14 protein-coding genes are annotated in these 13,424 nt (G+C 42.4%); 2 read left to right on the forward strand and 12 right to left on the reverse strand.

Annotated features, from left to right (window positions below; genetic code table 11):
- Positions 1-73 precede the first annotated feature (73 nt).
- On the forward strand, positions 74-1,498 hold the full coding sequence (locus H9649_RS07785; protein WP_191694163.1) for a tyrosine phenol-lyase: 1,425 nt from the start codon (positions 74-76) through the stop codon (positions 1,496-1,498).
- A gap of 53 nt (positions 1,499-1,551) precedes the next feature.
- Here H9649_RS07785 and rlmN read toward each other — a convergent pair whose 3' ends face one another.
- The 10 genes from rlmN to hisZ form a co-directional block, all read right to left on the reverse strand.
- Entirely contained in the window at positions 1,552-2,622 is a 1,071-nt protein-coding gene (gene rlmN, locus H9649_RS07790; RefSeq protein ID WP_191694164.1) for a 23S rRNA (adenine(2503)-C(2))-methyltransferase RlmN, read from the reverse strand.
- Between the two features lie 107 nt (positions 2,623-2,729).
- Positions 2,730-2,909, reverse strand: coding sequence for a hypothetical protein (locus H9649_RS07795; protein WP_191694165.1), 180 nt, complete (start codon positions 2,907-2,909; stop codon positions 2,730-2,732).
- Between the two features lie 94 nt (positions 2,910-3,003).
- Positions 3,004-4,065, reverse strand: a complete 1,062-nt coding sequence (hisC, locus tag H9649_RS07800) for a histidinol-phosphate transaminase (protein ID WP_191694166.1) — start codon at positions 4,063-4,065, stop codon at positions 3,004-3,006.
- Positions 4,058-4,699 carry a bifunctional phosphoribosyl-AMP cyclohydrolase/phosphoribosyl-ATP diphosphatase HisIE gene (hisIE, locus tag H9649_RS07805; RefSeq protein ID WP_191694167.1) on the reverse strand — a complete coding sequence of 214 codons (642 nt, stop codon included), beginning with the start codon at positions 4,697-4,699 and terminating at the stop codon, positions 4,058-4,060. Before hisIE ends, hisC begins: the two co-directional genes overlap by 8 nt.
- Complete coding sequence (gene hisF / locus H9649_RS07810) at positions 4,696-5,463, reverse strand: imidazole glycerol phosphate synthase subunit HisF (RefSeq protein WP_191694168.1); 768 nt, start codon at positions 5,461-5,463, stop codon at positions 4,696-4,698. The genes hisIE and hisF overlap by 4 nt, the downstream gene beginning before the upstream one ends.
- On the reverse strand, positions 5,460-6,176 hold the full coding sequence (gene hisA, locus H9649_RS07815) for a 1-(5-phosphoribosyl)-5-[(5-phosphoribosylamino)methylideneamino]imidazole-4-carboxamide isomerase (RefSeq protein ID WP_191694169.1): 717 nt from the start codon (positions 6,174-6,176) through the stop codon (positions 5,460-5,462). Before hisA ends, hisF begins: the two co-directional genes overlap by 4 nt.
- 13 nt (positions 6,177-6,189) lie before the next feature.
- Positions 6,190-6,774, reverse strand: coding sequence for an imidazoleglycerol-phosphate dehydratase HisB (hisB, locus tag H9649_RS07820; RefSeq protein WP_191694170.1), 585 nt, complete (start codon positions 6,772-6,774; stop codon positions 6,190-6,192).
- Positions 6,771-8,051: a histidinol dehydrogenase gene (hisD, locus tag H9649_RS07825; protein ID WP_191694171.1), complete on the reverse strand. Its 1,281-nt coding sequence runs from the start codon at positions 8,049-8,051 to the stop codon at positions 6,771-6,773. The genes hisB and hisD overlap by 4 nt, the downstream gene beginning before the upstream one ends.
- On the reverse strand, positions 8,048-8,683 hold the full coding sequence (gene hisG, locus H9649_RS07830; protein WP_191694172.1) for an ATP phosphoribosyltransferase: 636 nt from the start codon (positions 8,681-8,683) through the stop codon (positions 8,048-8,050). The genes hisD and hisG overlap by 4 nt, the downstream gene beginning before the upstream one ends.
- A complete protein-coding gene (hisZ, locus tag H9649_RS07835; protein WP_225229749.1) occupies positions 8,680-9,882 on the reverse strand; it encodes an ATP phosphoribosyltransferase regulatory subunit in 1,203 nt (400 codons plus the stop codon). Before hisZ ends, hisG begins: the two co-directional genes overlap by 4 nt.
- Before the next feature lie 108 nt (positions 9,883-9,990).
- Between hisZ and H9649_RS07840 the strand changes: the two genes are divergently transcribed.
- On the forward strand, positions 9,991-10,776 hold the full coding sequence (locus H9649_RS07840) for a histidinol-phosphatase HisJ family protein (RefSeq protein ID WP_191694174.1): 786 nt from the start codon (positions 9,991-9,993) through the stop codon (positions 10,774-10,776).
- Positions 10,777-10,811: 35 nt separating this feature from the next.
- On the opposite strand, the gene H9649_RS07845 is transcribed toward H9649_RS07840, so the two are convergent.
- Positions 10,812-11,477, reverse strand: a complete 666-nt coding sequence (locus H9649_RS07845; RefSeq protein ID WP_225229736.1) for a YdcF family protein — start codon at positions 11,475-11,477, stop codon at positions 10,812-10,814.
- 50 nt (positions 11,478-11,527) lie between these two features.
- Positions 11,528-12,736, reverse strand: coding sequence for an argininosuccinate synthase (locus tag H9649_RS07850; RefSeq protein WP_191694175.1), 1,209 nt, complete (start codon positions 12,734-12,736; stop codon positions 11,528-11,530).
- Positions 12,737-13,424: the final 688 nt, after the last annotated feature.

Consider the following 13,424-nt stretch of genomic DNA (forward strand, 5'->3'; position numbering starts at 1 on the left):
TAGATTGAACAATCATCACATACTCCGCTATAGTATGGAGTGGGAAGAGAATTTGGGAAAAGGAGTTGTTTTCATGAAAAGACGAACTGCTGAGCCTTACAAGATTAAGAGTGTTGAGACGCTATCAATGTTGTCCTATGATGAGCGGCATGAATCGCTTGCACGTGCCGGATATAATACGTTCCTGATCGATTCCGATGATGTCTATATTGATTTATTGACGGATAGTGGAACAACCGCCATGAGTGATGCGCAATGGGGTGCGCTCATGACGGGCGACGAGGCGTATGCTGGGAGCAAGAGCTGGAAGCGTTTGGAGCAGGCGGTCAAAGATGTGTATGGTTACAACTATGTGTTGCCTACGCATCAGGGGCGCGGCGCAGAGAATATTTTATCTCAACTGAAAATTAAAGACGGTGACTATGTCCCTGGCAATATGTATTTCACAACGACACGAGCGCATCAAGAAATGAACGGTGCGACATTTGTCGATATTATAATTGACGAAGCACATGATCCGTCCATCGATTTACCGTTCAAAGGTAATGTCGATTTAAAAAAACTGCAGGCATTAATTGACAAAGTGGGTGCTGAGAAAATTCCTTATGTTTGCCTTGCAGTTACTGTGAACTTGGCAGGCGGCCAGCCCGTTAGCATGCGAAACATGAAGGATGTCTACGAACTGTGCCAATCCTATTCAATCGATGTTATGTTTGATGCGACGCGTTGCGTTGAAAACGCTTACTTTATTAAAGATCGTGAAGAAGGCTACGCGAATCAAACCGTCGCAGCTATTTTAAAAGAAATGCTCTCCTATTCAGATGGTTGTACAATGAGCGGAAAAAAAGACTGTCTTGTCAATATTGGCGGATTCCTAGCAATGAATGATGAAGATCTATATATTCGTTCACGTGAACTTGTCGTTGTATACGAAGGAATGCCTTCTTACGGAGGAATGTCCGGTCGCGATATGGAAGCGATGGCCATCGGGATACGCGAAGCTGTCGATGATCATTATATTGAGCATCGGATCGCTCAAGTAAGGCATTTGGGGCAACAGTTGTTGGATGCTGGCATTCCAATTGTTAAACCGATTGGTGGTCATGCGGTATTCCTTGATGCACGTGCATTCTTACCGCATTTATCACAGGAAGAGTTCCCTGCTCAATCACTCGCTGCTGCATTGTATTTGGATTCAGGTGTCCGTAGTATGGAACGCGGCATCATTTCTGCAGGCCGAGATATCAAGACGGGTGAACATAATCGCCCTAACCTGGAATTAGTGAGGCTGACAATTCCACGCCGAGTTTATACGAATAATCATATGGATGTCGTCGTCGATTCCATTTTAGCGCTCTATGAAAAGCGAGATTGGATTTCGGGATTAAAAATGGTGTATGAACCACCAACACTGAGGTTTTTCAATGCCCGCTTTGAGCCGCTATGTGAAACCGGTGAATTGATTGCAGAAAAGAACAAAGCTAAACAGATTTCGTAAACAAGAAAAAAGTAGAGGCAGGAATTTTCTTCCTAACCTCTACTTTTGTATGATTACCGTACTTTTTCTTTGTCTTTCTTAATTTGCTTACTACGTAGCTGTCCGCAAGCAGCGTCGATATCTGTCCCATGCTCAAGACGCACACCGCAATTAATGCCGCGTTTTTTCAATGTCTCATAAAATGATTTTATCGCTTCGGGCTTGCTTCGCTGATACTGGCCGTGTTCATCAACCGGGTTGTAAGGAATCAGGTTGACATAGGAGAGATGGCGTTTATTGTACAGGAGTTTCGCCAACTGCTCAGCTTCTGTCACATGATCGTTTACATCGCTCAAGAGAATATATTCAAACGTAATACGACGATTGGTCGTTTCCAAATAATAATCAATCGCATCCATCAGCTTTTCAATGGGATACGCTTTGTTAATTTTCATAATGCGCGTACGCAAATCATTATTTGGAGCATGCAACGATACTGCCAAATTGATCTGGATGTTCTCTTCCGCGAAATCACGGATTTTCGGAGTCAAACCACTAGTCGAAACGGTAATATGACGAGCACCGATAGACAATCCATCTTGGTCATTTACGACACGAAGGAAGTTCATCAAATTCGTATAATTATCGAACGGTTCCCCAATTCCCATGACGACGATATGGCTGACACGTTCCTCTTCACCTAATTGATCTAAATGCTCTTGCACCATCATGATTTGACCGACGATTTCACCAGCATCTAAATCCCGGTTTTTTTTCAATAAACCGCTCGCACAGAAACTGCAACCGATGTTACAGCCAACTTGTGTCGTAACACAGACCGATTGGCCATAAGGGAATTTCATCAAAACCGTTTCAATCAGATTACCGTCCTGCATTTTGAACAAGAACTTAATTGTTCCGTCATCGGAAACTTGCTTGACGCTCTTTTCCAACGTTTGGATTGCGAAATGCTCGTCCAATAAATCAAGACATTCTTTATTTATATTCGTCATGTCCGCAAAAGTGCTGACACGCTTTTTATATAACCAATCCCATACTTGCTTCGCACGGAATTTCTTTTGTCCATTGTCTATTAACCACGCTGTCAGTTGTTCCAACGTCAATCCATAAATTGATTTTTCCATGTCAATTCCTCACCTCTAAATTTTGCATTCAGTAAGTATAACATATATTTAATTAAAACCGAAGAAAAAGACTGCATTTTACTAATGCAGCCCATGACAACTTCTTATTATACTTCAGTTTTCTCTTTTTTATCTTGTTTAATTTTCACGGATAAGACAAATACATTCAACAGCGCTAGAATTGTGAATAAAATCCCGATACCTGTTTGCCCAGTCATAAACCGCTGTACTGCGAAAAAAGTTAAGAAAATAATTAATGCAATATCAATGTATTTCGGCATGTTCATAGTAGACGCCTTCCTTCCCGGAGCAAATGCTACCATATAAAATAAGTATACCAGTTAATGATATTCATTTGCCAACCAAGAATACAATAAATCGTCAACTCATCAAATAGCTACTAATTTTATTTAACAATACATTCATCTGCTCGTCTGTACCAATTGAAATACGTAAATAGTTGTCAATTAGCGGTATATTGAAATGCCTTACAAGTATTTTTTCTTCTTTCAAATACTCATATAGATCTATAGCCTTGACAGACCGGTGAACAGCGAAGACAAAATTCGCGCTAGACGGTAGTACGTCAAATCCAAGTCGCTCCAACTCGGTAACCGTCCACTCTCTCGTCTCTTTTATCTTAGAGACCGTTTTTTGCAAATAGGCTTTATCCTCAAAAGCAGCAGTCGCAGCAGCCATTGCTAATCTATCAACCGTATACGAATTGAATGAATCCTTAAGTCGCACCAAAGCGTCAATCAAATTACTGTTCCCAATTGCATACCCTACACGCATACCTGCAAGTGAACGAGATTTCGAAGTCGTCTGGATGACTAGCAGATTATCATACTTGCGGATCAGCTCAATAGCGGACGGTCCCGCGAAATCGATATACGCTTCGTCAATAATGACAACTGTATGAGGATTCTTCTCGATAATTTGTTCGATGGTAGCAAGTTCTTCATAAATACTTGTCGGCGCATTTGGATTAGGCAGTATGACGCCACCTTCAGAATCGAAGAATGATTCCACATCGATTGTAAAGTCTTCTTTCAACGGCATTTGCTCGAACGGAATATCAAACAGCTTAGAATAGACAGGATAAAAACTATACGTAATCGATGGAAACCGAATCGTTTTGCCAGGTTGGAAAAATGCCATGAATGAAAAAGCGAGCACTTCGTCGGATCCGTTCCCGACAAACACTTCCTCCATGGACACATCCTTCGCAGTAGCTATCGCAGATCGTAACATGTCTGCTGTCGGTGAAGGATATAACTGCAATCCGCCATCCATTTCATCGACAATCGCTTTCTTCACGGAAGGACTCGGCTCATACGGATTTTCATTTGTATTCAACTTAATGATGTGAGGATCATTCAATTGTTCGCCAGGCTCATACGGTTGTGTCCGTTTCACCATGTCGCTCCAGAATTTATTCATCACGCAACACTTCTTTCTTAGGTCTACGTTCACGCAAAATCCCTTTGACATCTTCGACAGACACATCCAACATCTCCATCAACACTAATGTGTGATACGTCAGATCCGCCAGTTCATTCGTCAATTCCTCTTTATCCCGATTTTTCGCTCCTATTACAACTTCCGTCGACTCTTCCCCAACTTTCTTCAAGACTTTATCCACACCTTCATTGAAGAGATAAGTCGTATAGGAACCTTCTATTGGATTATCACGTCGGTCTTTAATTTCCTCCACGACTTCATGAACGATTGATCGGATGGGCGTATGCTCCTCAAAAGCCGTTTCATAAAAACATGTCCGTTTTCCGGTGTGGCAAGCTGGTCCCATCGGTTCAACTTGGACGAGAACAGTATCCTGGTCACAGTCAAACGAAATGCGTTTAACAAGTTGACGGTTTCCTGACGTTGCGCCTTTATGCCACAGTTCCTGTCTGGATCTACTATAAAACCACGTCTCTTTCGTTTCGACCGTTTTCTCAAGCGACTCTTTGTTCATATAGGCAAGCATAAGCACTTCCCCGGTCTTTTCATCCTGGATAATAGCTGGGATCAAACCGTTCTGGTCATATGAAATTTCTTTACCATCGATCGTCATGGTCGCTCATTCCTAACTGAAACATTTTGTTCTTGTAAATAGTTCTTCAACTTGCCAATTTCAATTTCCTCAAAGTGGAATACCGACGCCGCTAGCGCTGCATCCGCCTGGCCCTGCGTTAATACTTCCGCAAAGTCCTCAATCTTCCCTGCCCCACCACTAGCTACAATTGGAATGGAAATAGCTTTAGCCATCGCTTTGTTCAATTCAATATCATAGCCTTCTTTCACGCCATCTTCATCGATACTGTTAACGACCAATTCGCCTGCACCTAATTTCTCACCGCGTTTCGCCCATTCAATTGCATCCAGTCCTGTATCTTCCATGCCGCCTTTAGCATAGACAGACCATTTGCCAGGTCCAACCCTTCTAACATCCATGGACAGCATAATCCGTTCAGAACCAAATTTTATAGATGCCTGTTCAATCAACTCAGGAGTTGTCAAAGCAGCACTGTTAATGGAGACTTTATCGCCGCCAGCAGAAAAGATCTTTTCAATATCTTCAATGGTTCGAATCCCACCTCCAACGATAAACGGAATCGGCACATCCTTAGCGATTTCCTCGATCAAATCCAAAAACATTGCACGGTTATTTGTAGAAGCAGAAATATCATAAAAGACGAGCTCATCGGCTCCGTCAGCAACGTATTTTTTCGCAAGCGTTAATGGGTCCGCAACTTCTTGCACATCCAAGAACTTTTTCCCTTTAACGACTTTTCGGTTATCTACATCCATACATGGAATAATGCGTTTAGTAGTCATGACTTGCCAACCTCCAATAATTGTCCGAGTGAAACCTTTCCTTCATAGAGCGCTTTTCCGATAATTGCACCATACAGCCCCATTTGGTTCAACAACTCTACATCGCTTTCCGTCGAGACTCCTCCAGATGCGATAATGTCAATTCCAGACGAATCATTCATCCGTAGTAGTTCTTCGAAGTTCGGCCCTTGTAGCATGCCGTCCTTTAAAATATCCGTGTACACAACAGTTTCAATTCCTATTGCTGCAAGCCTGCTCAGTAAATCGACTGCTTTCACGTCACTCGTCTCCGTCCAGCCGTTCGTTGCGACAAATCCGTTACGCGCATCGATTGATACCGCAATCTTCGCTCCATACTTCGTAACCGCCTCTTCTACAAACGGAGGATTCTCAATGGCTGCCGTGCCAATAATGACTCTACTTACCCCATTTTTAATATGTGCTTCGACTGTCTTCATATCGCGCACACCACCTCCAACTTGCACGGGGATTTCGACCAACCCAGCAATTTCTTCAATCGCTTTGCGGTTCAATGAATCTCCAGATCTTGCGCCATCCAAATCCACGACATGTATGTAAGCCGCACCTTGCATTTCCCATTCCTTCGCCATTTCTGACGGTGAATCGTGGTAAATGACTTCTTGCTTATAATCCCCTTGGATTAAACGGACACATTTGCCTCCACGTATATCAATTGCTGGAAATAAAATCATAATGGACTCCCCCTTATAAAATCCCTTTTGTCGAAGGGACTCCCACTATAGCTGGATTGACTGAACTCGCAATCCGCAATGCCCTGCCGAAACTTTTGAAAATCGATTCAATAATATGGTGACTATTCTTCCCGTAATTCAAATTGATGTGAAGCGTCACACCTGCGTGCCGTGCAAATGCGAGAAAAAACTCTTCAACGAGCTCCGTATCAAACGCTCCAACTTTCTCTTTCAAGCCCTCCACATTGTACACAAGGAATGAACGGCCACTAATATCAAGTGATACCGTTGACAATGCTTCATCCATTGGTGTCGAAACCATTGCATATCGTTCAATGCCTTCTTTGGCCCCTATCGCCCCTGCAAACGCCTGCCCGAGCACAATGCCGACATCTTCAATAGAGTGATGCTGATCGACCGTCAGATCTCCTTCGCACTTCACATTAAGGTCAAACCTACCATGACTCGCGAACAGTGTAAGCATATGGTCAAAGAAGCCGACACCTGTTTCAATAGAACTTTTTCCGGTTCCGTCAATCGCGAACTCCATTTCAATCTGCGTTTCTGCAGTGCTCCGCGAAATTTTTTCAGTTCTCATTCCACATTCCCCTTTCTGACATGGATTGACTGCGCATGTCCCGTCAAACGCTCTGATTCCGCCAAGACGATGATATCGTCAGCGATTGTTTCAAATTCCTCTTTTGTATAATGAATGATGCTTGATTTTTTCATAAAATCATAGACACCGAGCGGAGAAGAAAAAGCAGCCGTCCCACTTGTCGGCAATGTATGATTCGGCCCAGCCATATAATCGCCTAGTGCTTCCGGTGAATAATCACCGATGAATATCGCACCGGCATTGCGGATGTATGGTAATTTCTCCATCGGATTTTGTACCATGATTTGCAAGTGTTCAGGCGCAAGTTCATTCACAATGTCAATCGCTTGTTCTAATGTCTGGGCGAGTATGATCCTGCCAAATGCTTCAATCGATTTGCCGGCAATTTCAGCGCGGTCAAGTGCTACCAGCTGCTTCCCAACTTCGACTGATAACTTCTGTGCAAATTCATCGCTCGTCGCGACACATATCGCAGCCGCCTGCTCATCATGTTCGGCTTGAGATAATAAATCTGCCGCTACGTATACAACATTCGCAGTTTCATCCGCCAGTACACAAATCTCACTTGGCCCTGCAATCATGTCGATGGCAACATCTCCGAACACCCATTTTTTCGCCCGTGCAACATACGAATTGCCCGGTCCAGTTATTTTGAACACTTTCCGGATGGATTCAGTCCCATATGCCAATGCAGCAATCGCTTGTGCTCCGCCTACTTTATAGACAATATCGACACCCGCTTCTCTAGCTGCAACAAGTACATGCGCATTCACTTTTCCGTCAGCTTGCGGTGGTGTTGTCATTGCAATATGTCCGACGCCTGCAATTTTCGCAGGAATCGCATTCATTAATACTGTTGATGGATAGGCAGCCTTGCCCCCCGGGACATAGATGCCGACCCGTTCAATCGGTGTTACCTGTTGACCAAGCAATACGCCATTTTCCCGTTGCACGAACCAAGATTGTTCTTTCTGTTCGTTATGATAGGAAGTAATCCGCTCCTTCGCTTTTGCCAATGACGTGCAAAATGCCTCCGACACAATCGTGTACGCTTCGTCAAATTCGTCGTCTGACACAATAAGTGAATCCAAGTCCACGCCGTCAAAACGTTTTGTATAGCTATAAAGTGCAGCATCACCAATTGACCTCACGTCATCGATAATCGATAATACCGTCCGGTCCAATTCGATATCTAGTTGCTGTGAATTCCGAACTTGTAATTCATTCAAAAATTCATCCATTTGTACAATCTTCATGAGCGCACCTCCACTCTTTTTTTAACTTTGGCGATGAACGCTTGAATTTGTTTCGTCTTTATGGCGAAGCTTGCTTTATTCACAATGATTCTTGCGCTGCTATCCGCAATATCTTCTAGAATGACTAAGCCGTTCTCTTTCAACGTCTTGCCAGATTCCACAATATCGACGATGACATCACTCATACCGATAAGAGGTGCCAATTCGATCGATCCGTTCAATGTAATAATGTCAGTCCGAATTCCTTTTGCATCGAAATGTGCTTTTGTCACCTTCGGATATTTTGAAGCGACGGTCAATCTCGAAGAGTCCATAAATTTGTGATTGGGAAATCCTGCGACAGCGAGTTTGCATTTGCTAATGCCGAGGTCCAACATTTCATACACATCTTTTTGTTCTTCAAGCAACACATCTTTTCCGATAACACCAATGTCCGCCGCCCCATTTTCAACGTATGTCGGTACATCAACCGATTTTACAACTACCAATTTCACGGTTCCCGTATCATCCATGAATACCAATTTCCGACTCGCTTCGCTGTAACTTGAAAACTCGATTCCCGCGCCAGCTAATAAGTCAATTGCCATCGTAGCCGTTCTTCCTTTAGCCATTGCAACAGTCAATTTACTCATTTGTCGTTCCCTCCTAACCAATCCAGTTGCTCAATTGAAGTAAAGGGTTGCTCATTCCCCTGAAACTCAACTATATGCTCCTGTTCATACATACGAATAATGCATCTCTCGTCGATACTGTTCATCGATTCTTTCGTTTTAGAAGCAATGACCACACGCAAATCGAGTGCACGCAGTTTGGCTGCCAACTGAATTGCGCTTCCGAGCTCGCTTTCTTCATAGATAATTTTCAAATCAATTTGATTGGCATTGTCAACTGCACTGTTTTGTAATGCCTTTACAAGCGATTCTATTTCACATGCAAAACCAATTGCCGGTAGTTCTGCTTCAAACTTTTTGCCTAACTCATCATAGCGACCGCCCATTAGTACGGGTTTCCCTAAACGTTCGACGTATCCTTGGAACAAGACGCCAGAATAGTAATCCATATGATTCATCAGCCCAAAATCGATGACTACATACTCGTCAAGTCCGTATAACTTCAAGATCCTGTAAATTTCTTCTATATAGCAAACTGTTTTGATCACATTTGGAAGGGGCACTATTTCCTTTGCCCGCTCTAACACCTCTTCAGGTTTACCGTAGAGGAATGGCAATTGTTCAATTGCCAATTTACGTTTCGGATCGATCAACAATTGTTGTATGAAGAGATTTAATTCTCCAATATTTTTTGACACTACCAGCGTTTTTAATCGCTCTAGTTGTTCTTCCTGCAAATGTAAACCGTTGACGATTTCATTGAAAAATGCGGTATGACCGATTTCAATTTTCATTTCTTTAAAGTTGAGATCTTTCATCATCTGAATAGCAAGCGCTATCGTTTCCGCATCTGCTTCTGGAGAACTTTCACAAAAATATTCGATACCTGCTTGTGTGCGCTCAGTTTTTTCACTCTTTTCAAATGACTGACGGAAAACTTCCTGTATATAATAAAAGCGGTACTCGCTTGTTAGATGATTGCATACATGAGACAATTCTTGTGTAATCGGTATTGTGACATCAGGTCTTAGGACGAGCACATCACCAGTTGTGTCTATCACTTTCACCATTTCTTTTCTATTGACAGAACTAGTCACAGTCGAATATAAATCATATTTTTCAAACGCAGCTGTTTTTATTCGCGTGTAGCCATATGTCGAGAAGCGTTTACTCACAACATCTATTACTCTTTCTACCTTTGCATTTTGAGTTGAATACATATTCACCAACATTACCACCTTATTCTTTACTTCATCACTTTACTACGCTAAAGTTAATATGTACTATAAATCTAATAATTTGATTTGTCAACCGATAGGAGGATTTTAATGTTTGATTTTCATATGCATAGCTCGTTTTCCGCAGATTGTGAAACTGATATGGAAGATATGGTGAAAGGTGCGATTGCTAAGGGACTTAGGGAAATTTGCTTTACTGAGCATATTGACTACGATTATCCAGATGAAAATTTCGTATTTGATTTTGATAAACGAAAATATACTGAGCGGATTTTTCACTTGCAGCATAAATATGAAGGACAGATCCATATAAAAAGAGGCGTCGAGATTGGTGTGCAACCTCACATACTCAAACAATACGATGATCTGATGGAGAAGGAATCATTCGATTTCATTATTTGTTCGATGCATACAGTAGATCGGAGAGGATTGCATTTTGGTGAAATTTTCGAAGGCCGTACTGTTGAGCAGGCATCGCAATTGTATTATGACGAGTTGCTATATTGCGTAAGAAATTTCGATAACTACTCGATACTCGGCCATATTGATTTGATCAAACGTTATGCACCTGAACTTGTCACCAACGACTTCCATGATGTGCTAAGGGAAATCTTTAAGACAATTATCCCCGCTGGCAAAGGAATTGAGTTGAATACATCAGGAGTTCGTTATGGATTACCGAACGGACTACCGAGTGATGACGTTTTGGAGTTGTATAAGCAATGTGGAGGCGAAATTATTACACTTGGATCAGATGCACATAAGCCTGAAGACATTGCATTTCAGTTCGATGAATCCCGTGAATTGCTAAAATCACTTGGTTTTAAATATGTCGCAACTTTTGAGGCGTTAAAACCCATTTTCCATTCCATCTAAAAACACGGCAACCTGTCGTAACAGGTTGTCGTGTTTCATTTACCTACAAGTTTAGTTTTAATAATTGCAAGTCTTTCCCGTATATGTTGTTTTGCTTTGACAGAAGATGGTGTTTTCGCAGGCAATGCATCGGACTGCAGATCGAGGTTTTTTGCAATGAAACGCGCACGTGCAAGATGATAATCACTTGTAATAATTGTTATTTCATTAATACCTTCAGGCATCAACTTTTTAGAGTTCCTAATATTTTCGTACGTTGAAGTCGACTCAGATTCCATCAGCAACCGTTCTTCATCAACACCATGATCCGTCAAATATCTTCGCATTGCCTCAGCTTCACTAATATCCTCATCAGGACCTTGTCCGCCTGAGAGGATGAACATTACATCAGGATACTTTTCAGCATAAGCAATTGCTGTTTCTAGTCTATAGCGTAATGATAGCGAAGGTACCTCCCCGTTCACTTTCGCACCTAATATAATTGCGTACGCGTTGGAACCATCGGCGGTCGGTTTTTGACCGTCCGTTATCCATTTTCCTGACATCATCCAAATCACAGAAACTAAGATAATGACAATCAATCCAAGTAACATAGTTATACCAACCTTCTTCGACTTCCGCATTTCTTTGTCCGCTCCATTCACACTATGTATTGGAAATCCACTTATAATGTAAACGAAATGGATGGCTAAAAGTTTCATAATTTAAACAACCTTCCGTCAGTTTTACGGAAGGTTGTTCGGTTAACCTATTAACTTTTGACAGTTTGCTTTTTATTCACACTGCTATGAACTTCCGTCGGTAAGCCCCAAAGTTGGATGAAGCCGATTGCGGCCGACTGATCGAACTGATCATCAGAAGTGTACGTTGCTAGTTTTTCGTCATACAGTGAATTGGAAGACTTTCTGCCTTCTACAATGGCATGGCCTTTGAACAATTTCACACGGACGACGCCATTCACGTATTGCTGTGTATCTTTGACAAATGCTTCAAGTGCATTTCTCAATGGTGAGAACCATAAGCCATTATAAATCAGCTCGCTTAATTTCTGTGAAACGATCGGTTTGAAATGTGCGACATCTTTTACAAGTGTAATATCTTCAAGTTCCTTGTGAGCTTTTAATAATGTAATAGCACCCGGGCATTCATACACTTCTCTGGATTTGATGCCGACGAGACGGTTTTCAACATGATCGATTCGCCCCACGCCATGTTTTCCAGCAAGTTCATTCAGCTCTACGATAAGTTCGCTTAATGGATAATGCTTGCCGTCTATGCTGACAGGAACTCCTTTTTCAAACGTGATTTCAATAACATCCGCCTGATCAGGTGCATCTTCGATCGCTACAGTCAATCCGAATGCTTCTTCAGGCGGTGCTGCCCATGGGTCTTCCAGAATTCCGCATTCGTTGCTGCGTCCCCACAAATTCTGGTCGATGGAATATGGACTGTCAAGATCGATTGGAATCGGAATGTTCTTCTCTTTTGCATATGCAATTTCTTCTTCACGCGACCAGCTCCATTCACGTACAGGCGCAATGACTTCAAGCGAAGGATCGAGTGCTTTAATCGCCACTTCAAAACGCACTTGGTCATTCCCTTTGCCTGTGCAGCCGTGCGCAACAGCCGTCGCATTTTCCTTATGGGCAACTTCCACAAGCTTTTTTGAAATTAACGGACGGGATAGTGCTGAAACTAGCGGATATTTATCCTCATAAAACGTACGCGCTTGCAATGCAAGTAATGCATACTCTTGCGCAAATTCTTCTTTTGCATCAATGACATAACTGTTCACCGCACCGACTTGTAAAGCTTTCTTTTGAATGAAATCCAAGTCTTTCCCTTCACCGACATCAAGGCAGCATGCCACGACGTCATACCCTTTTTCTGTCAACCATTGAACCGCTACTGATGTATCTAGTCCACCTGAATACGCAAGAACCACTTTTTTATTCGTCATCTATTTCGTCCTCCTTATACTCTCTAATGTATCTTTATTCATCTTTATGTATTTTTATAATACCATATATAAATCGGATTTCAATAGATTTGATTGAAATATTTTTGATAGTTGTTCACAAAACATACTTTTTCGCTATTGAAACTAGGTAATAACGACTTTCGTTGCCGCGCTGAATGCCTTTGACATATTAGTCTTTTTCTTGTTCTTTGGTTTGGGAATGGCAATGGGATTTACGGGCGCGCGAGCGTTGTTTACGGGCGCATAGCTCGTTTTACGGGCGCGCGGACCCTGTTTACGGGCGCATAGCTCGTTTTACGGGCGCGCGAACGTTGTTTACGAGCGCACGGACCCTGTTTACGGGCGCACGGACCCTGTTTACGGGCGCATAGCTCTTTTTACGGGCGCGCGGACTCTGTTTACGGGCGCATAGCTCTTTTTACGGGCGCGCGGACACTGTTTACGAGCGCAACAACAAACTTGCATCACCTCCCATCTACACACAAACAAAAAAACCATCTCCATACCGTTCCAATGATGAAGTGCACCCCAAAAGTTAGAGTCGAAAATCTAACTTTTGGGGTGTTTTATTATGGTTAAATATGCAGATAATTTTAAGGCGATGGTGGTTCGTGAATATCTCGGAGGAACAATCGGATATAAGAGGTTGGCTGAAAAACATGGTGTA

This window comes from Sporosarcina quadrami (genome assembly GCF_014836615.1).
GTDB classification, from domain to species: domain Bacteria; phylum Bacillota; class Bacilli; order Bacillales_A; family Planococcaceae; genus Sporosarcina; species Sporosarcina quadrami.